At 62.1% G+C, this 17,923-nt stretch carries 21 protein-coding genes; 10 read left to right on the forward strand and 11 right to left on the reverse strand.

The features are described from left to right. The first annotated feature begins 110 nt into the window (after nucleotides 1-110). The 4 genes from CK218_RS20175 (at nucleotide 111) to CK218_RS20190 (ending at nucleotide 5,310) form a co-directional block, all read left to right on the forward strand. On the forward strand, nucleotides 111-743 hold the full coding sequence (locus tag CK218_RS20175; protein WP_095828668.1) for a S24 family peptidase: 633 nt from the start codon (nucleotides 111-113) through the stop codon (nucleotides 741-743). 199 nt (nucleotides 744-942) lie between these two features. Beyond that, nucleotides 943-3,768, forward strand: coding sequence for a tetratricopeptide repeat protein (locus CK218_RS20180; RefSeq protein WP_095828669.1), 2,826 nt, complete (start codon nucleotides 943-945; stop codon nucleotides 3,766-3,768). Next, nucleotides 3,756-4,841 carry a tetratricopeptide repeat protein gene (locus CK218_RS20185; protein WP_179294552.1) on the forward strand — a complete coding sequence of 362 codons (1,086 nt, stop codon included), beginning with the start codon at nucleotides 3,756-3,758 and terminating at the stop codon, nucleotides 4,839-4,841. The genes CK218_RS20180 and CK218_RS20185 overlap by 13 nt, the downstream gene beginning before the upstream one ends. A 244-nt stretch (nucleotides 4,842-5,085) precedes the next feature. After that, a complete protein-coding gene (locus CK218_RS20190; protein WP_067001059.1) occupies nucleotides 5,086-5,310 on the forward strand; it encodes a hypothetical protein in 225 nt (74 codons plus the stop codon). Here the strand turns inward: CK218_RS20190 and CK218_RS20195 are convergent. After that, nucleotides 5,301-5,777 (reverse strand): hypothetical protein, encoded by a 477-nt coding sequence (locus CK218_RS20195; RefSeq protein ID WP_095828671.1) that lies wholly within the window; start codon nucleotides 5,775-5,777, stop codon nucleotides 5,301-5,303. The genes CK218_RS20190 and CK218_RS20195 overlap by 10 nt on opposite strands. A gap of 133 nt (nucleotides 5,778-5,910) precedes the next feature. Between CK218_RS20195 and CK218_RS20200 the strand changes: the two genes are divergently transcribed. From CK218_RS20200 to CK218_RS20210, 3 genes are all read left to right on the forward strand, one after another. Beyond that, a complete protein-coding gene (locus CK218_RS20200; protein ID WP_095828672.1) occupies nucleotides 5,911-6,999 on the forward strand; it encodes a GSU2403 family nucleotidyltransferase fold protein in 1,089 nt (362 codons plus the stop codon). 82 nt (nucleotides 7,000-7,081) lie between these two features. After that, nucleotides 7,082-7,429: a hypothetical protein gene (locus CK218_RS20205; protein ID WP_095828673.1), complete on the forward strand. Its 348-nt coding sequence runs from the start codon at nucleotides 7,082-7,084 to the stop codon at nucleotides 7,427-7,429. Between the two features lie 245 nt (nucleotides 7,430-7,674). Beyond that, the gene (locus tag CK218_RS20210) at nucleotides 7,675-7,887 is read left to right on the forward strand and encodes a hypothetical protein (protein ID WP_067001092.1); all 213 of its coding nucleotides are present in this window, start codon (nucleotides 7,675-7,677) and stop codon (nucleotides 7,885-7,887) included. 95 nt (nucleotides 7,888-7,982) lie between these two features. On the opposite strand, the gene CK218_RS20215 is transcribed toward CK218_RS20210, so the two are convergent. The 3 genes from CK218_RS20215 to CK218_RS20225 all read right to left on the reverse strand — a co-directional run bounded on the left by CK218_RS20215 (nucleotide 7,983) and on the right by CK218_RS20225 (nucleotide 8,926). Next, entirely contained in the window at nucleotides 7,983-8,234 is a 252-nt protein-coding gene (locus CK218_RS20215) for a DUF2934 domain-containing protein (RefSeq protein WP_095778871.1), read from the reverse strand. A 108-nt stretch (nucleotides 8,235-8,342) separates the two neighbouring features. Further along, complete coding sequence (locus tag CK218_RS20220) at nucleotides 8,343-8,552, reverse strand: hypothetical protein (RefSeq protein WP_095828674.1); 210 nt, start codon at nucleotides 8,550-8,552, stop codon at nucleotides 8,343-8,345. A gap of 74 nt (nucleotides 8,553-8,626) precedes the next feature. Further along, on the reverse strand, nucleotides 8,627-8,926 hold the full coding sequence (locus CK218_RS20225) for a DUF1236 domain-containing protein (RefSeq protein ID WP_067001089.1): 300 nt from the start codon (nucleotides 8,924-8,926) through the stop codon (nucleotides 8,627-8,629). A gap of 203 nt (nucleotides 8,927-9,129) precedes the next feature. On the opposite strand from CK218_RS20225, the gene CK218_RS20230 reads away from it, so the two are divergent. Next, nucleotides 9,130-9,483 carry a DUF982 domain-containing protein gene (locus CK218_RS20230; protein ID WP_095828675.1) on the forward strand — a complete coding sequence of 118 codons (354 nt, stop codon included), beginning with the start codon at nucleotides 9,130-9,132 and terminating at the stop codon, nucleotides 9,481-9,483. Between the two features lie 157 nt (nucleotides 9,484-9,640). Here CK218_RS20230 and CK218_RS20235 read toward each other — a convergent pair whose 3' ends face one another. Together CK218_RS20235 and CK218_RS20240 are read right to left on the reverse strand one after the other, a co-directional pair. Then, a complete protein-coding gene (locus tag CK218_RS20235; RefSeq protein ID WP_095778872.1) occupies nucleotides 9,641-9,859 on the reverse strand; it encodes a hypothetical protein in 219 nt (72 codons plus the stop codon). Nucleotides 9,860-10,119: 260 nt separating this feature from the next. After that, the gene (locus CK218_RS20240) at nucleotides 10,120-10,422 is read right to left on the reverse strand and encodes a DUF1236 domain-containing protein (RefSeq protein WP_067001081.1); all 303 of its coding nucleotides are present in this window, start codon (nucleotides 10,420-10,422) and stop codon (nucleotides 10,120-10,122) included. A gap of 221 nt (nucleotides 10,423-10,643) precedes the next feature. On the opposite strand from CK218_RS20240, the gene CK218_RS20245 reads away from it, so the two are divergent. Continuing rightward, on the forward strand, nucleotides 10,644-11,531 hold the full coding sequence (locus CK218_RS20245) for a DUF1236 domain-containing protein (protein WP_095828676.1): 888 nt from the start codon (nucleotides 10,644-10,646) through the stop codon (nucleotides 11,529-11,531). A gap of 960 nt (nucleotides 11,532-12,491) precedes the next feature. Further along, nucleotides 12,492-12,839 carry a hypothetical protein gene (locus CK218_RS20255; protein WP_245299725.1) on the forward strand — a complete coding sequence of 116 codons (348 nt, stop codon included), beginning with the start codon at nucleotides 12,492-12,494 and terminating at the stop codon, nucleotides 12,837-12,839. A gap of 282 nt (nucleotides 12,840-13,121) precedes the next feature. Here CK218_RS20255 and CK218_RS20260 read toward each other — a convergent pair whose 3' ends face one another. From CK218_RS20260 to CK218_RS20285, 5 genes are all read right to left on the reverse strand, one after another. Further along, nucleotides 13,122-13,529: a hypothetical protein gene (locus CK218_RS20260; RefSeq protein ID WP_067001036.1), complete on the reverse strand. Its 408-nt coding sequence runs from the start codon at nucleotides 13,527-13,529 to the stop codon at nucleotides 13,122-13,124. 753 nt (nucleotides 13,530-14,282) lie between these two features. Continuing rightward, nucleotides 14,283-15,116, reverse strand: a complete 834-nt coding sequence (locus CK218_RS30690; RefSeq protein WP_179294553.1) for a hypothetical protein — start codon at nucleotides 15,114-15,116, stop codon at nucleotides 14,283-14,285. Between the two features lie 536 nt (nucleotides 15,117-15,652). Beyond that, on the reverse strand, nucleotides 15,653-16,063 hold the full coding sequence (locus CK218_RS20275; RefSeq protein ID WP_245430685.1) for a TadE/TadG family type IV pilus assembly protein: 411 nt from the start codon (nucleotides 16,061-16,063) through the stop codon (nucleotides 15,653-15,655). Beyond that, nucleotides 16,053-16,493 carry a TadE/TadG family type IV pilus assembly protein gene (locus tag CK218_RS20280; RefSeq protein WP_095778877.1) on the reverse strand — a complete coding sequence of 147 codons (441 nt, stop codon included), beginning with the start codon at nucleotides 16,491-16,493 and terminating at the stop codon, nucleotides 16,053-16,055. Before CK218_RS20280 ends, CK218_RS20275 begins: the two co-directional genes overlap by 11 nt. A gap of 4 nt (nucleotides 16,494-16,497) precedes the next feature. After that, nucleotides 16,498-17,748 carry a pilus assembly protein TadG-related protein gene (locus CK218_RS20285; RefSeq protein WP_095828678.1) on the reverse strand — a complete coding sequence of 417 codons (1,251 nt, stop codon included), beginning with the start codon at nucleotides 17,746-17,748 and terminating at the stop codon, nucleotides 16,498-16,500. Nucleotides 17,749-17,923: the final 175 nt, after the last annotated feature.

Here is a 17,923-nt window from a genome sequence, read left to right on the forward strand (position 1 = left end):
TGCGGAAATGCTTGCGGTAGGCTCATTCATGCGCTAAGCGTACGTTATGTACGAATGACGCGCAAGCGAAATCGTACAATTTGGACGATAATTTTCAGGCATTTTGTACGATGATGGATTCTCGGCACAGATTGCAGCAGGCGCGCGCCCAGGCCGGTTATGCCTCGCCCAGCGATGCCGCGCGGGCCTTGCGCGACATCAACAAGAACACCCTTATCAGCCATGAGAACGGCAACCGGCCGCTGTCGCGCAAGGCGGCGGAGAAATACGGCCGGCTGTTCGGGGTCGACCCCGGCTGGCTTTTGTTTGACGTCGACGGCGCCGAAGCCGCGCCTGTTCACCTCGCCGCCTCGCCCATCACCATCGACGTGCCTATCGTATCGTGGATCAGCGCCGGCGAGCTCGGCAGCCAGGACAGCGTGGTCAACCTTTCGGACTATCCGACCATCCCCACCGCCGATCTCGAGGAAGGCGAGTGGATTGCGCTGCGCGTCGACGGGCCGTCGATGAACAAGATCTCGCCGCCGGATTCGATCATCTTCGTCAACCTGCGCGACAAGCGTCTGGTGACCAATGGCTGCTATGTGATCGCCGACGAAACCGGCCGCGCCACATACAAGCGCTATCGCCCGAACGACACCCCGCCCTTCCAGCCGGCGTCCTATCTCGACATTCCGCCGCCGGAGCTCGAAGGGGCGATCACCATCATCGGGCGGGTCAAGCGCTCAATGATCGATATGTGAGAGACAATCTCGCTGAGAAACCATTGCGCAACGAAGAACAAGAAGAACTTCGCGTTGCCAGGCTTTGGGGGTTGCGTTCTTTGGCCGAGAGCGAGCACAGGATAGCGTTCGCAATTTCTGCTTGCATTTCGGAACAAAAACGGAACTATATAGGTAATTGCAGCCGCTGCCGCGGCAACTCCGGGGGGAGGATCAAAACATGTCACGCCGCACCGGCGCGTTCGCCCGCGCATTCGTTGCATGGCTTTCATTTAGCCCGCTTTTGGCGCCGGCGGGAATAGTGGTGCTGCTTGGCGGGCTTCGCAGTCCGGCGCTCGCAGAGAGCAAGGATTACGCTACTTGCTTCAGCGACGGCGCCGTCTCCGCCGACCAGCAGATTAGCGCCTGCACGCCCATCGCCGAGGACAGCGCCGAGATTCCCGATCTTCGCGTTAACGCCTATTTCTGGCGTGGCTTGGCTTACACGCAGAAGAACGATATCGACCGCGTCATCGCCGACATGACCGAGGTGCTCGCGCTTGATCCGACATACGTGCCCGCCTTTACCAATCGCGCCATTGCCTGGGAGAGCAAGGCAGATTTCGAGCGAGCCGTCGCGGACTACACTCGCGCAATCGCGCTCACGCCGGACGATGCCAACCTCTATGCCGACCGCGCCAGGGCACTCAACAAGAAAGGCGAGCACGACCGTGCGATTGTCGAATGCGACAAGGCGATCGACATCGATCCCGCCAACGAGATGGCCTTAGGCGTGCGCGGCGTCGCCTGGGAGGACAAGGGCGACGCCACGCGGGCCCAAGCCGACTATGACAAAGCAGAGAGCGTCCGCGCGGACCCCATCACGCCTTACCATGACCGCGCACTTTCATGGATCGCCAAGGGCGAGCGCAGGCGCGCGGAAGCCGATTGCAAGCACATCGCCGGCGTCGATGCAGACAAAGGGCGTGATTGCTCACGCCGGATCGCCGAGGCTTTTGGCGAGCCGCGCGACGGAGGTGGCGAGAAAACCGCCACCGCCCAAAATGCGGTCGGCATAGAATGGCAGGAAAAGGGCGACCATACCCGCGCCATCGCCGCATTCGACGAGGCGATCCGGCTCAATCCAGCAAGTTCCGCATTTTACTTCAACCGCGCCAAGAGCTGGGGCTTAAAGAAGAATTATGCCCGCGCTATCGCCGATCTGGATGAAGCCGTACGCCGCGACCCGGCCAACGCCCCGGCTTACCGCGTGCGCGGCATGACTATGGCTCGAGTCGGCAATTCGAAAGAGGCGCTTGCCGATCTCGACAAAGCGATTTCCATCAGTTCCGACGATCCAAAATCGTATTTCGAGAGGGCGCTTGTCTGGGAGGCGAGCGATCCTGACAAGGCAATAGCGGACCTGGACAAGGCAATCGCGCTCGACCCGGCCAACGCGGACTACCGAAAGGAACGGCTGAGCGTCCAGATTGGCAAGCGCAGGGCCGAGGGGCAACCCGTGCTGCAGTCACCGGGCGCTACGACCAGTCAGGCTCATGTCCCAATCCCAGCTGAGCCGCAGCCGGCCAAGCCTATCGCGCCTCCCACGTATGAGCCGCCGCAACTCTATGCCAAGCGCGACAATTCCGCCGCCATCGACTGGAATATGAAATCGGGGTTGCAGCAGATGCAGGTCGACCCCAAGGGCGCGATAGATACATTCAGCTTTGTCATCGGCCTCGATCCCTACAACGCCGATGCCTACTACCACCGATCCATCGCGGAGGCTTTGCTTGGCAATTTCGACCTCGCCGTCGGCGACTGCCGGCGAGCCGTCGAGCTCGACCCGAAGCGGGCAGGCACGTGCAGGGAACACCTGCCCGGCGAGCAAGGCAAGCCGACCGCCGCGAAGCCAGGCAGGGATCCGGCGACCGCCAGGATCCTGCTCGAGCGCGCCCAGATGCGGCTGTCGAAATATGGCGTGGACGGCGCATTGCTCGATTTCGACAAGGCCATCAGCCTCGATCCCGAAAACGCCGACGCCTATTTCGGTCGCAGCCGCGCCCGGATGCTCAAGGGCGATCAGGCCGGCGCGGCAGTCGATTGCCGGCGTGCCATCGAACTCGACCTGAAGCGGACTGGAAGCTGTGACGAGCAGGCTGCCGTTGGCGAAAACAGGCCGGCGCCGCCAGTGGGCATGCAACAGTTGCAGCCCTCTGTTGCGGCCGCCGTTGAAACCTTGGCCAAGCAACTCGGCCAAGGCAAAGCGAGCCCAACGCGAATACTGTCCGCTTCAAAGATGCTGGAGGCGGCCGAGGCGACCGACCCACGTGTCCTGAGCGCGGTGCAGAGCGGCGACACCTTTTCGGACGCGGGCAAATATGACCATGCCATCGCAGAATATGAGCAGGCGATCGCGCTCGACCCCAGTAGCCCATTCGCCTATTTCGGCCGCGGCAAGGCCTTGGCCGCCAAGCGCGCCTACGACCTGGCGATCGCCGACTACGATCGGGTGATCCAGCTCGTTCCGGATCTGGTCTCGGCCCATATTCGCCGGGGGATGGCCAAAACCATGTCGGGCGATGTCGAGGGCGCGCTTGCCGATTGCGGCCATGCCGCCACGCTCGACCCGAAGGCGCGCGACGCGTTCTTTTGCAAGGGCATGGCCTGGCACGCCAAGGGCGACGGCGGGCGGGCGATCGCCGCCTATTCATTAGCGATCGCGATCGATCCGAAAGACGCCGCCAGCTATTATGGGCGCGGCATGGCACGGGCCGACAGGAAGGACTATGACGGCGCCATCGCCGATTTCGACCGGGCAATCGACCTCGACCCGCACAATCCGGATTACCTGGTCAGCCGCAAGGCGGCCGACGCGGCAAGAGGAAAAGGCGATGTCGCGGCCGAAGCCGCCGGGCCTGATCCGAAGAAGCTCAAGGCTTTCATCGATCTCGGCGATGCCCTCTACAAGAGGCACAAATTTGATCGCGCCATTGCCGAATACAGCAAAGCCATCACGCTCCGAAAATGGCGTCCGCATATCTGGGGCGCGGCATGTCGCTGGTAGCGAAGGGCAAGTATGACGCGGCCATCGATGATTACGGCAAGGTGATCGAACTCTATCCTGCCTACGTCGAAGCTTACCTCGGCCGCGCCGTCGCCTGGAGCAAGAAGAACGAACTGGATCGAGCGATCGCCGATTTCAGCCGCGCGGCCAAGATCGACCCCAGTTCTGCGCCGATCTATTTCGGGCGTGGCAGCGCCTGGCTCGCCAACGGCGATTACGACCAGGCGATTGCGGACTACGACCAGGCGCTCAAGCTGGATCCAAGGCTGGCCCTAGCCGAGAAGGGCCGCAAGCTCGCCGTGGCGGCCAAACGCAAGTCAGCCGGAAGCGATCCTGTCGGCTCTGACCAGAGCAAGTTGAAGACCATCGTCGACCACGGCTACGTCTGGTACAAGAAACGCAAGTATGCACGCGCCACCACCGCGTTCGAACAGGCCATCGCGCTCGATCCGAAAAACCCCGCCGGCTATCGCGGACGGGCGATGGTCCGCACCGACACCCATGACTATGATGGCGCCATTGCCGATTTCAGCAAGGTCATCGAACTCGCGCCGAAGAGCAGCGATGCCTATTTTGGGCGTGCCGCTTTGTGGGGGAAAAAAAACGAGCTTGACCGGGCGTTAGCCGACTATGACCGAGGCCTCGAGATCGATCAGAGTTGGAGCATGGCCTACTACGGACGGGCAACCAAAAGGCTGGAGAAGGCCGATTACGAGGGTGCGATGACAGACTTCGACAAGGCGATCGAACTGGATCCCAAAGTCGCGCGCTTCTACATCGATCGCGGCTTTGCCTATGCGGCAAAAAAGGACATCGACAGCGCAACGCGAGACTTCAACAAGGCGATCAGCCTGGACCGCAAGAAGAGCGCTGGCGCCCATTTCGGTCTAGGTGCAATCAAGGAAAGCCAAGGCGACCACGATGGCGCCATCGCCGAGTACAGCCGCTCTATCGAGATCGACCCGACATATGCCGACGCCTACGATTTGAGGGCACATTCCTGGAGAGCTAAGGGCGATTTGAAGCGCGCCGAGGCCGACCGCAAGAAGGCGCTGAGCCTCGGACTGAACTAGACAGGCATTTTAGAGGGGCGGATGTCGCGTGGGAAATGGTTGCAGGTGGAGGCGGTCGTCCCCTTTGAGCTTCGTTGAGGCAAAAGTGCTACCAGCGATGTTCGGCGGCGGCAGATATCACCATGAGTCGGTGGCGAAGCCGCCCCAGCCTGTGACCACCGCCTACATCGATGCCTAGATCCGGAAGCAGGATCTCCAGATCGTTGAGGCTATCGCACGCGAATTTCCGGACGACTACGATGCGATGCTGCGCAAGATCACTGCCGCCGCCCAGACCGGAAGCCAAACAGAAGTGCGCAATACCAGCAGACAGGCGGTCGCCGATCTGCGGCACAGATATGCACCGCTCCTGCTTTCAGCTCCGGACAGCGCGGTCTCGCAAGCGCTTTCGGCGCAACTCGACATGCTCAATCATGTCATTGCGCGCGAAACGCCGGCCACCTGCAACAATTACCTGCGCTACGGGTAGGTCTCGAAGTATGGCCTTTCCTTCAACGCCTTGCCGTTGCCGTCGAGCAGTATTCCCGAGGCAAACAAATACCCGCCCATCGCTTCCATCTTCGCCATGTCCATGGTGCCGATGGCGCCGTTAGCACCCTTCAAAAAATGCCGGTCGTTCAGCGCCGGGTTGGTGAGCGTGTCCTTGTTCGCCGCGATCAGCGGGTCGCCTGCGTGCTTCGCGCGGTCGACGGCGAAGGCGTAGCCGGCCCGCGTCCCTCGAAAAAAGCGGCGGCGGCTTGTCGGTTGGCGGCAAGGAACGCGTTTCCGGAAATGATCAAGGTAGTGTGCTCGTCCGGCAGCCGTAATCGGCGTAACGGAAGCTGCGCTGCTCCAAGCTTCCAAGCCCGGCCTCAACGCCTTCCAGGTCGAGTCTTCGGGCGTGACGTCGACCGCACCGGGCAAACCGTTTCCCCAATCCGCCGAAGAGTGGCCCATCTCTCCTAGGAGATGCCGGTCGTTATAAGATTTTTACCAGTTTCTTATAACGCTCTTGAAATCTCGCCGAATAAGGCCCAGTTATAAGAAAACTGCAGGTTTCTTATAACGCTGCGCACGCCCGGGAGCGGCCATGAAGACCATCGATCTTGCCTATCGCACCCTCTATGCCGAGCTGGTGCAGCGCAGCCTGGATGCCTCCTTCGAGACCGATTTTTCGACGGCGGGCAATTTCGTGCGCGTGCCGGTGAAAGGCCGCGACTACTGGTATTTCGAAGAGACGCGGCCGCAAAAGTCCAGGCGCTATGTCGGCCCGGCGGAAGATCCCGAGATCGCCAAACGGGTCGCGGCCTTCAAGGAGATCAAGGACGATCTCAGAGCTCGCCGCAAGCTGGTCTCCACGCTGGTTCGCGACGCCGGCCTGGCGGCGCCCGATGCTTTCAGTGGCGACGTCGTCGAGGCGCTGGAAAAGGCCGGGCTCTTCCGCCTGCGCGCGGTGCTCGTCGGCACCGTCGCCTTCCAGACCTATGCAGGGCATCTCGGCGTCAAACTGCCAGGAGCCGCGCTGCAGACCGGCGATGCCGACTTTGCCCAGTTCCATTCCGTCTCGGCCGAAGTCGACGACAGCATGCCGCCGCTCATCGAGGTGCTGAAGGCGGTCGACCCGACATTCCGGGAAATCCCGCACCGAACCGATGCGGGGCGCACGACGCAGTTCGAGAATGCTTCGCGCTACCGCATAGAATTCCTCACTCCGAACCGAGGCAGCGACGAGCATGCTGACCATGCCAGCCCGATGCCGTCGCTGGGCGGCGCCTCGGCCCAGCCCTTGCGCTTCCTCGATTTCCTGATCCGAGACCCGGTGCGGGCAGTGCTGCTCCACCGCTCCGGCGTGCCGGTGCTGGTCCCCTCGCCCGAACGCTTTGCGGTCCACAAGCTGATCGTCGCGGCGCGACGCCAGCGAAGCGCTGCCGCCAAGCGGGAGAAGGACCTGCATCAAGCAAGCCTGCTGGTCGAGGCGCTCGAGACCACGCGTCGGCGAGACGACCTCGCCCATGCCTTCGCGGAAGCGTGGAACCGGGGCGAAGCATGGCGTGAGGCGCTGCGCAAAGGCTTGCAACTGCTTCAGCCGGACAGGCGCGAGATGGTGGACCTGGTCCTCGGCAGGGTGCTCGACGAAGCGCGCATTGATCTCGACGGTTTCATGAGACGGTCCAAGTGAGTTATCGTTCAAATTGCACGAAACGTTCTTGACCACTTTTCGTACCTAATGTACGATATTGCCCTTCGTTGAGGGGATATTCTTGAACACCGCGAACCATGCCGCTTTCGCCGACCTTTCCCGCCCATTGCTCTCGCCTTTGCCGCTCGCCGAGCGCGAACGCCTGGCCGGCGCGTGGCGCATGGCCAGCCAGGACATCGCCGACGACATCCGCTTCATCCGGCAATATCTGAAGGTGATCGCCGAGAAGGACGACCGGCTTTCGACCGGCACGCTGGTGCACGGCCGCGTCTATGTCGAGGCCTGCACGGCCTGGCTGCCGGAAACGATCGCGCGATATTTGAGGAACCTCAGGCTGATCAGCGAATGCGAGTGCGCGATGACTGCGGCGGGCGTGCGCTTTGCAAAATCGAGCGATGCCTGGGAGTGAGATGTCTTCCTTCTTCGCGGAGGAAGACCACCAATCGCGACGAGACAGAGGGGCGCAAAGGAGCGCGGCGACGGAACGGTTTCCGCCCGCGCCGGGTGCAGAGAATTCCCTTTTGCAACTTTCGGATGCACCTCGACAAATGTATCGTTTCACACAATTGCCAATTGGTGGACGCGGGCGGGCGGCCGGTAGTTAATTCCTTTCGGGCGAAGGAAGGCATAGTCGCGTACCAGGGAGGAACTCGTTTGATAGACCAGCAAATCGACATCGGCGCACCAGCCGACGATCAGCCTTACGAAGTCACCTCATTCGCCAGGAAGCATGGGCTGACGATCCCGATCGCGGACGCGGTGCTTTTTGCCAAGGGTCCGTCGCCGTCGCGGGCGGCCTGCGATACCGCCGCGCTGGCTTTCCTCTGCGCCGTTGCGCAATACGCCAGGAAGCAAGGGAGGCGATAGCCGTTTAGTGTCTCCACCTCCGCGCCCTAAATCTTCGGGCGCGGGCTTGCTACATTTCGATTGTGCGGATGGCAGCGGCGGAACGGCCGCTGGGGTCAGGCCTTGGCTTTCGGCTTGGCAGGAGCCTTGGCCTTGGCGGGGGCTTTGGCGGGCGTTTCGGCCTTGGCCGACTTCGGCTTGGCGGCGGCCGTCTTTTTGGGCGCGGCCTTGGACTTCGGCTTTACTTCGGCGTCGATCTCGGCGGCCGCCTGGTCCCAGTGCTCCATATGCGCGCCTTCCGGCCGGCCGGCCTGCTCCCAGATCTCGTGCGCCCGCCGGCGAATGCGTTCCTGCCTGTCGTCCGTCACTGTCGCCTCCTTTGAGTGGGGCCGCTCCCCGACGGAAACATTAGCTGAATTTTCCGGTGGCGTCTTGCGCATCGACGCGTAGGTGCCTGAACTTCGGCAGCGATTTCTTCAGTGCACGTCGGAGACGACAGCGACGCCCAGATACGCCGCCTTCTTTGTGATCAACGCGGCTAAATCGGCGTCAGAGCGTTCGGTTCCGGTGCGCCTGCGCAGCAGGCCAATCGCTTCCTTCATCGATAAGAGGCCAGTGCGGCGTTCGGCCAGAAGCTGGTCGACCGCCTTTGCACAGTCGACTGATTCGACATGGGGGTGATGCATGGCTGCGACTCCTTCCTAGGAGCCGGCATCCCCCCGCCGGCATGGCGGGAGGATCGGGGCTCGTAAGCGTAAGATCACTCGATGACGTGGATGACCCTGCGTGTACCAGGATCGATCAGGACAGTGCGATCGTTGACCACGGCATATCTGTACTGAACGTCAGGCACCTCCCGCAGCTCGACCGTGTCAGGCACCGTCGAGCCGACGCCCAGTTCCAGCCCCAGTATGTTGACCGAGGCGATCGGGTGCTTGTGGACATATTCCTTGACGACAGTCTGCTGCTCCGGCGTGACGATGATCTGGTCCGCAGCGGCAAAGCCTACGCCGGCGATCAGAGCAAGGCCGGCAACAGCAGGAATAAGGGTGCGTTTCATCATAAGTCTCCTGTTGTGTTGGCGAGCTCCGCCCGCCTCCGCCGTCGCGGAAACCCTGGCAGGTCGAACGTAGGAGCTCCCGGGGCAAACGCGTGCATTGGGGTCTTGTTCCGTCTGCGGCGCCTAATTGATTGTTGCCGGCGGAACCGCCGGGGCGGCTTCGCATTGTTTGAATTGAATAATTCGACAAGCAAAGGCCCGCCATGACTGCAGTTCACATCACAAGCGACATTCCGCTCCGCGCGCCGGTGGCGATCGCAGTCGGGGCCGGCTTCAAGCGCGAGATCGCTTCCCTGGCGGCGATGCAGAATTTCCTCAAAGAATGGCCGCCGGCGATGCGCGGCGACTGTTATGCCGCGGCCGTGCAGACCTGCGAGGCAGCGCGGACAGGCGAGAGGAAACTCGGGGAAGCGCGGCGGGCCTTCGTGGCATTCGCTCAGAAGGCCGGCATTCTGTGGACCGGCGTCGACCCGGTCACCGCGCTACGTGAAGCCAAGATTAGACGTCTCAAGGCCAGGAGCATAAGCCAGCAGCGCCGGCAATGGCCGCTGGCGTGACAGGCTGCTGAAGTCCGGGCCTATAGGATCGGGCTTATCGAACCAAGCATCATCGAAAAAAGCCCTCGCGGCCGAAGGCTTTGTCGCGCCAAGCGGCGTAGCGCCGCTCACTGCCGCCCAGTGCTGGACGGCAGCCAGTCGACATCGATGACGGCTGTCAGTTCAGCGAAGCTTCGCACGACTCGGTGAGGAAAGATGCGGCGATCAGATCGTCCGCATCGATGCGTAGGGAGCCATCGCCGCCCCCCATTATGGCCGCGACCTTCTGGAAGGTCTGTATTTCATGTGCGGTGATGTGGGCGTCTTCCATCCTGGCCCGCAACTCGGCGACGCGCATCCCGAGCGAGCGGGATGTTCCGATTTCTCGTTTCGACATGTTAACTAGTCCTCCTCGCCCCTGCCCATGCCTGTTCGCCGCCGCCCGATTCTGCTTTCTGCCACCGGTTTGTGTTGCCTATGAGACAGGTTTGTTTCTGCCACTGGTTTGTGTTGCCTATGAGACAGATTTGACCCAAAGCGCCCAACTTGGGTGTGGGTCAAAGGTTCCGTTAGGATATCGTAAATTAATAATTTTCCGTTAACCGCCCGCCGCCGTGACCGGCGGCGGGCCATCCGTTCGGCCGATTACGCTATCGGTTAATTGAGCACCTTGATGATCTTGCGCGTGCCGGGGTCGACGATCACGGTCCGGTTATCGACCACGACATAGCGATATTTGACGTTCGGCACCTCGTGCAGTTCGACCGTCTCGGGAAGCGTGCTGCCGATGTTCAGCTCGATGCCGGGAACCTTCACCGAAGCCAGCGGCTGCTTTTGCACATATTCCTTGATGACGGTTTCCTGCTCGGGCGCGATCACGACGGTGTCCTGCGCAGCGACGGCGCCAGCGCCGGCGAGAAGCAGGAGGGCCGCGGCGGCGGTGGTGATGTGCATTTTCATGGTCGTCTCCTTTGTGTGGTCAATCGCCTCCTCTGCTGCGCCTGCGATTTCCACAGCCGATCGGCACCGTCCTAACGCCGAGGGCCACGGCTTGTTCCTGCAAAATTCCGCGCATCCGCCGGCGTAAGAACGCCGCCGCCGCCTGGCAAAACAATCTCGGAACAATGCCTTCCAAGTCGTGTTTAACCAACGAAGGGACCGACTTTCCGAGGAGAAATCAGATGAAGCATCTTCTGATCACGAGCATGATCGCGCTCGGCGTTGGTTGCGGCGCCGCGATGGCGCAGACCGAGTCCGTGCAGCCGAGCGGCGGCGATAGTTGTGCCGCCGGCCAGGCTGACTGCCCGAAGGGCGGCAAGGCTGGCGAGCAGGCCCAGGGCAAGATGAAGTCTCAGACCGAGCAGAATGCCCAGGGCACCACCAAGATGAAGACTGAGCAGAATGCCCAGGGCGAGGCTGGCGCCAGCACCGAGCAGAACGCCGAGGACAATACGCAGCTGAAGAAGAAGCAGCAGGCGCAGGGCAAGACCGACACCAAGACTGAGCAGAATGCTCAGGGCAGCACCAAGGTGCAGACTGAGCAGAATGCTCAGGACAACACCAAGCTGAAGAAGAAACAGCAGGCCCAGGGCAAGACCGGCACCAGCACCGAGCAGAATGCTGACAGCAACACCAAGGTGCAGACCGAGCAGAATGCTCAGGGCAAGACCGGCACCACCACCGACCAGAACGCCCAGGGCACCACCAAGATGCAGACCGAGCAGAACGCTCAGGGCAAGACCGGTACGACCACTGAGCAGAACGCTCAGGGCAACGTCCAGACCGACCAGGACAAGACGGCCTCGATCACCAATGTGACGGTCGAGCAGCGGACGCAGATCACGCAGATCATCCGCGAGACCAACGTCCAGCCGGTTCGCGATGTCAGCTTCGACATCTCGGTCGGCGTCGAGGTTCCGCGGCAAAAGATCCGGCTCCATCGCCTGCCGCCCCGCATCGTCAAGATCGTCCCGGCTTACGAAACCTATGAGTATTTCGTGCTGGCCGACGGGCGCATCGTGATCGTGGATCCGGACACCTACAGGATCGTCGTGATCCTGGAGGCGTGATCCAGACAGCATTTCCGACAGGAGGCCTGCCGTGCCGCAAGGCATGGCGGGCTTTTCTTATGTCGCCTCAGCCGCGGGCGCAAACGCCCCCTCCCCGCGGCCGGGGGGCAGCCCCATCAAAGCTTTATCGCCCGCCCTCGCCGCAACACAGCCGTCGGACTGAGGTCTGGTTTGGTAGGGCATTGGTCCCCCTCTCGAAACATACAGGCAGTTATCTTGTTGGAGTCACGACTGGCGAGCATAGGTCCCTTCATCGTCGGTTGTTCGCACCCGCCGCTACCTGCGATGCGGCGGGTGCTCCTTTTGGGGGTGCTGCATGCAACTCGGAGAGATCATTGCGAACCTGTTCGCCGCCGTTCTTCTGATCTGCGTTGTGGCGCTCGTGTTCTTCACAGGCGGTAGACCACTCTGGCCGGATCGCCAGGCCAAGATGGTCATCCTCTTGCCGCCGGATGCCATGACAACGGGATCGGTCAGGGCACTGGCGCACGTTCGCCTGCCCGACGCCTTCGATACAAGACTGGTCCAGCCAAGGCCCCAATCCCGATAACCTGTTCGGCCAGCCCAGAGCCGCCGCGACGTGATCCGGCCGAATGGAGGTCAGAGCTAACTCTCCGCTTCTTTCGCGGAAGGGCGGAGCCGTCTCCCGCCGATGAAGGGCCGTGCTCGGCGGGCGGACACTGCGGCAACCGGCGGCCGGGTTCAGCTCAGCAGCATTTCAGCGGCGGCGAAGGGTGATGCACGGGCCGAAAGCAGGCGCAACACGCCAGCGCGCCCGGTAGCCCGCTGCGGTTCATTAGCTGCTCCTGATCATCGTTCCGCGAGGGAACGGAATCGGCCTCGGCTGGGTTCCTGAGGCAAAGTCCTTCGGCGGGCCGGAGTTAAGACCTATGGCAAGGGGTCTGCGTGAAGTCTTGCGATCCTGGCGGAAAAGGTGCAAGGGTCAACATGGGTAGAGCAATGGGCGAGATCGTCGAAGACCCTAACTGGTCGCGGCGCTCGGTTGGGCAAATGTATTTTCCGCAGTTTCTTGTGGGAATGACGGCAACGCTTCTGGTGGTTCTCGGCTGGACCTTCATGTCCACCGGGTCGGTCTGGCAGTCGCTTGGCTGGACGTTCTTGGCGGGCGTGGTGCTGCAGGCAGGCTACTTCGTGGCTGTGCTGTGGCTCGTGCAAGCCGAAGGCCGGGCCACGGACGAGAGCAAGGCGAGCGACGCCGGCGCCCCCGCCAAGCTGCCCGGCCCGTTCGAGCGCGACGGCATCGTCCATGCGCTGATCTCGCGGCTGTTCCCGAGGCTGCTGCCGTAAGGCGGCTCAGCGTCCGGCCAAAGCCCCAGCGCCGTCATCTTTTGGGTAGCGACGTGAAGCGGAGCGAAGACCCGAGAATCCAAGCCGTGACCTCGTCGAGGAACGCAGCGCGGCAGAATCCTGCACCGTCGGAACGCTCTGAGCTTACGGCCTGCAGTCTGCGCCGCGTCGCTTCGCTCCCTGCTCCGCCACAGGATGACGTGCCAATCTTGGCCGCGTGCGATCGAGCAATTGGGCGCGTCGCACTGGGCCGGTTCAGGCGACGCGCTGTTGGGTGCACCGTTACTGCGCCGGAGCGACCGTGGCCGAGCGCACCGTCTCCGCGGACGAGAAGACGATGAAGGCAAAGGTCAGCACCGCGGCGGCGACAATCAGCGAGCCGATCGCCACGACCGGCTCGATCTCCGGATGGCCTGCGGCCAGCATCCAGTAGAGCGCCGGCAGCATGATCACGAGGCCAACCGTATAAAGACCGTAATGGATCATGGCGATGCGGCGCTCTGCCTTGGCCGGATTGAGCGCGTAGTAACCGCCGAAGATCGCGCTGGTCACCCAGCCGAGAAGGTTGATGTGGGCGTGCGCCGGGAAGGCGCCGTGGTCGCCCGAAATCGCCATCTGCAGCCCGGCGGCTATGCCCAGGATGAGAAAGATGACGGCCGTCTTGAAGAAAAGCTCCGAAACCCGTGGCATTTTGTTGTCCTCCCAATGCCCTGTGAAATCCCTCACCCGCTAAGCTACACACCGCAACGCATATTAGCCACAAGGCAGCGAAGTTTTGGTGTGCATTGCGCACAGCGTCAGGCGAGGCAAAAAGGCCCGCAAGGGTCGGCGCCGGCGGGGCAGCGGTCCCCGGGCCTGCAGTTGTTTTCCCCAATGCAGGGCGGCTCGCAAAAGAAATTGCCCGTCCCCCATTCCAACGCCGGCCATTATATCGTAGTACGACATTCATAGCGAGAACTCTGGGGTGGCAACCGGGGGCCGGGAGCTGACCATACAGCTCCCGGTCAAACTCAATTCGTCGCGCCGATTTTCGATCACCCGGTCTGCGCCACCGCCGTCGGTTCTGCCACCCTTTCAAACACGTGGCACAATGCCAACCAAAACCGACGAAAGGCTTCCAGCGGTGCGGACGCCGAGGGATTTTTAGCTCTTCCTTAACCAATGTTATTCGCTCGGTAGACCTGGCATGTTAACCTTCGGGCGCGGGTAGAAGCCGTCTGACCACCTCGGCTTTTGCTATTTGGGCTCGCCTCAAAGGCGAGCCTTTTTTTGAACTCCGCCTGTGCCTCGGCGTGGGGTTTCTGCTCGCCGCAACCAGAACTCCCCCTGGCCTCACCTGGTCTGTTGCCGCGTGCGAATGCATTGCCGTCAAGCCAAACAAAAATGCCGCCGGGTCGCCCCGGCGGCATGCAATTCCACTCCGGCAGGTTCGCCGCTTGTGCCTTATGGCGTGGACGTCGCCGTAGCCGCCTGGTCGATCTTGTCGGCCAGCACGTCCTTGGCCCAGTCCGTCACCTCCTGATCGACCGGCTTGTTGGCCATGTCCTGCAGGGCGGCGTCGAGCGTGGCGTCATCGGGCGCGGGGTTAGCGGTCACCGCGGCCTGGGCATCCGCCACCGCCTGGGTGTCAGTGGCGATCGCGGCGTTCTGGGCGTCGATCTGCGCCTGAACGTCGGCAACCTGCGCATCGAAAGCCGCCTTTTCCTCGGTCGTCATGTTGGTCGTGTCGGTTGCATTGAGGTCGGCGAGCTGTTGGGTGAGCGTGCCGAGCTGGGCCTGGTCGGCGGCCAGCTTCGCGTTTGCCGCATCAAGCTTGGCCTGCGCATTCTGGGCTACGGCGGCCTGGGTCACATAAGCCTGAATGCCCGCGAACTTCTTGCTCTTGGAATTCATGTAGGCATTTATGTTGCGCTGGAGCGAGTTCAGCCGGCCGAGCTTGGCATGGATGTTCTTTTCCTTCGGCGTCGCAGCCTTAGTGGTATCGTCCGTCGTGTCGTCAGTGTCGTCATCGGTTGCATCGTCGACCTGCGACTTGGCGGCCTTTGCCGACGCCGACTTGCCATGCGAGGCGCCGCTGTTGCCGCTTTGGCCCTTGCCGCCGCCCTTGCCGTTGCCACCGCCGTTGCCGTTGCCGCCGCCATTGCCATTGCCGTTGCCGCCGCCATGGCTGCCGCCATTGCCGTGACCACCGCCATTGCCGCCGGCTCCGGCAAGTGCGGGAGCCGCCGCGAGCGCCAGAATGGCGAGCGAAGCCAAAAGTGTTTTCCGGATTGTCATCATGTTTCTCCGCAGGTGAATCGCCACCAATGCCCAACCGCTAGATCGCGTCATATGAGAATTCCCTAACGGCTTGGAGTAACTTTTAAACAAATTCGGTGGCGGCAAGAGAGTATCCCGAGAAGCAGCTCCGCAAATCCTGCGGAACACCTTTTAACTTACTGAAATCATTGCACAAATAAATGGGCTAAGGCCAGGTCCGCCCTCTGGAACAATGAAGGCCCACCCCCCGTCGGACCATGGGCCTAACGCTATGCGGCCAGCGTCCGTTGAGGAGCACAAGACGCCTGTTTATGAAGGCGATTTTCGGACGTGCGCGGCATCGTTTCGGGCAATCGCGCGGGAAGCCGTGATGCCACCAGCGCTTGGGGCGCGCTGACGAGGTGTTCTTATCCCGCTTCGCGGCTGATCCCATATATACTTATATATTCTTCCCGGGATGCCCTGAAGGGTGTCGCAACCTTTCGGCCGCTCGGCTTGTCAATCTGAGCCCTGGCTTTGACCCGAAACGAAGTCTCACTTTGGGGAGACGTGCTTCAGCTGTTGATCAGCGGCACGGTGACAGTGGTCGAGTAATTGATCGGAAAATCGCTGAAATAGGGAAAGTTGATGACGAAGGCATAGCTGGCGCTGACATGCGCCATCTTGAAGCCGCCGCTCGGCGGGTCGGTGGTGATCGTCACTGTCACGTTCTGCAAGCCGAGCGCCTGTAGTTTCTGCGTCGCGATCGTCTGGATCTGAGCCTGGGTCATCGTCCTGTCGAGCTGCAGCGAGCGCGCCGAGGCCTCGAGCGCATAGCGCACGCTGGACTCGTTGTTCATCGACCAGCCGAAGGCGAAGATGCCGAACAGAAGCATGATCAGGAAAGGCACGATCAGCGCGAACTCGATCGCGGCGCCGCCAGATGCGTCGCTGGCAAACAGCCTGGTTTTTTGCTTAGCGGACACGGACCACCTGCTGATGGCCGAGCGCGCTATTGCCCGGGAAGACGCCGAAGGTGAACGGCGGGACCCAGGTGCCCGACGCCTGGATCTGGACATAGATGGAGGGTACTTTCGATCCCGCACAGGTGGTCGACTGCGTGACCACGGTCGTTCCGCATTTGTAGGTGCGTGTCACCGTGATCGCCGCATCGGAGGGTTTCTTCTCCCAACTCGCAAGCGCGGCGGCCTGAACGGCGGTGTCGTCGCCCCCGCCGGCCAGCAGCAGATTCGCCGCCGTCTTTACACCCGCCCGCATCGCCATCGAGTTGGTGACATAGGACCAGCCATCGGCGATTCCGAACAGCGCGACGCACAGCACCGGCAACACCAGCGCGAATTCCACCGCGGCCGAGCCGGAGCGATTCTTGCGGAAGCGGATCGCTGCCGTCGCCACGCGGCTACTCGACAATCGCAACGGACGGGGCAGCGGGGATGTCTTGCAGCCCAAGGCTCGAGCAGTTCTGGTTGATCGTGGAATTGCCCGACCACTGGATGGTGTCGGCCACAACCTGGGTGCAGCCGTTCGCGCCCGAGAAATTGCCGAGATAGTTGACCTGCTGCTTGGGAAAATAGATCGCGCCGGTCAGCGAAGAAGTCGCCGTGCCGTTGAAGGTGCTCTGCGCCGCGGTGCCGGTCCTGTCGCCGTAGAACAGCACGCCGGAATAGGTGCCCGAGGTCGGCGCGCTCAGCGTTACGGTGGCGTTGCCGTTCATGCTGATAGTGTTGCTGCCCGTCATATAGATGGTTACGCCGGTGCAGGGCGCAGCGCAGGTGATGACCGCGCCTGCGTTGATCTTCAGATTGCCCTGAACGACGTAAGTGCCGGAAGAAAGCGCGACATTGCCGTTGAGGTTCATGCCGCTGCAGTAGGTGCCGGACACGAGTGTCTGCGCTGACTTGCCGCCGCTTACATTTCTGCACGGGGTGGTAACCGCGGGCGCCGGCAGGCTGGAGAATGGATCGGACGCGGGCAAGGCCTGGGTTAACGGCGACTTGCAGGTCGTGGTCACCGGGTTGTTCAGCGAAACGCCGCCGACCGAGATCAGGCAGTCGGCCTGAAGCCCTGCCGACCCCTGCACCTTGATGGCATCGGCGGCGCTCGAATTCGACATGACCGAGCAACCGGTCAGCTTGACGCTGGTGCTGCCGGAGAAAAGCGCCGCCTGCGAGGCCGACTGATTGAGCGCCAGCACGCAGGCCTTGGAAGCATCGGTGATGAGCGCCACCGCCCTCGCCTGCTCCGGCACCTTGCTGTCCGTGAAAATGGAGGTGAACATCCGGTCGAGGTTCTGGTTGAGGATGACCTCGACTGCCTTCTTGGCCGTGTTCGGCCCCGAGGTGGGCGGCGCGTGGACGGTGATGGTGCCATTGCCGAGGCCGTTGTCGGTCGCCGACTGCGTCGCGGCCGCCGTGATCGCCGCGGTATTGGATCCCTGGATCTTTTCCAGCGCGCCGGCATAGGCGGCGGCATCCGCCGTCGCCTGCAGCTTCAGGCTCGAATAGTACCAGTAGGACGTCTCGACGCCGAGCCCTGCCCCGCCGACGACGATCGGCAGGGTGAGCGCGAAGATCGTCGCAACATTGCCGCTCTCGCCGCGCCGCAGGCGGCGGGAGACGAACTGTCTGAAAATCCGACCGAATGTGTTCATGGCCGAGCGCGCCCAAGCTATCCCAGCCACCACGTTCAACACCCCGCGATAAACGAATGGCTAATTTTTTTCCTCGACTTGCGATTTTCAGACCCTTGTATGCATATCTACCGCCCTGCGCGGCCGCGACTCAGACTTAGGTCCCACTTCATATAAGACCTAAGGTGAAGCTGCG

This window comes from Mesorhizobium sp. WSM3879, from assembly GCF_002294915.1.
Taxonomy (GTDB): Bacteria; Pseudomonadota; Alphaproteobacteria; order Rhizobiales; family Rhizobiaceae; genus Mesorhizobium.

Coding starts and splice junctions, on each gene's coding strand:
- CK218_RS20245 (WP_095828676.1), top strand. CDS start 10,644: ATGAAGCATCTTCTGATCACGAGCATGATCGCGCTCGGCGTTGGTTGC.
- CK218_RS20195 (WP_095828671.1), bottom strand. CDS start 5,777: ATGGGCCACTCTTCGGCGGATTGGGGAAACGGTTTGCCCGGTGCGGTC.
- CK218_RS20200 (WP_095828672.1), top strand. CDS start 5,911: ATGAAGACCATCGATCTTGCCTATCGCACCCTCTATGCCGAGCTGGTG.
- CK218_RS20185 (WP_179294552.1), top strand. CDS start 3,756: ATGTCGCTGGTAGCGAAGGGCAAGTATGACGCGGCCATCGATGATTAC.
- CK218_RS20190 (WP_067001059.1), top strand. CDS start 5,086: ATGCTGCGCAAGATCACTGCCGCCGCCCAGACCGGAAGCCAAACAGAA.
- CK218_RS20180 (WP_095828669.1), top strand. CDS start 943: ATGTCACGCCGCACCGGCGCGTTCGCCCGCGCATTCGTTGCATGGCTT.
- CK218_RS20260 (WP_067001036.1), bottom strand. CDS start 13,529: ATGCCACGGGTTTCGGAGCTTTTCTTCAAGACGGCCGTCATCTTTCTC.
- CK218_RS30690 (WP_179294553.1), bottom strand. CDS start 15,116: ATGACAATCCGGAAAACACTTTTGGCTTCGCTCGCCATTCTGGCGCTC.
- CK218_RS20285 (WP_095828678.1), bottom strand. CDS start 17,748: ATGAACACATTCGGTCGGATTTTCAGACAGTTCGTCTCCCGCCGCCTG.
- CK218_RS20240 (WP_067001081.1), bottom strand. CDS start 10,422: ATGAAAATGCACATCACCACCGCCGCCGCGGCCCTCCTGCTTCTCGCC.
- CK218_RS20220 (WP_095828674.1), bottom strand. CDS start 8,552: ATGCATCACCCCCATGTCGAATCAGTCGACTGTGCAAAGGCGGTCGAC.
- CK218_RS20230 (WP_095828675.1), top strand. CDS start 9,130: ATGACTGCAGTTCACATCACAAGCGACATTCCGCTCCGCGCGCCGGTG.
- CK218_RS20235 (WP_095778872.1), bottom strand. CDS start 9,859: ATGTCGAAACGAGAAATCGGAACATCCCGCTCGCTCGGGATGCGCGTC.
- CK218_RS20175 (WP_095828668.1), top strand. CDS start 111: ATGATGGATTCTCGGCACAGATTGCAGCAGGCGCGCGCCCAGGCCGGT.
- CK218_RS20225 (WP_067001089.1), bottom strand. CDS start 8,926: ATGAAACGCACCCTTATTCCTGCTGTTGCCGGCCTTGCTCTGATCGCC.
- CK218_RS20255 (WP_245299725.1), top strand. CDS start 12,492: ATGGGCGAGATCGTCGAAGACCCTAACTGGTCGCGGCGCTCGGTTGGG.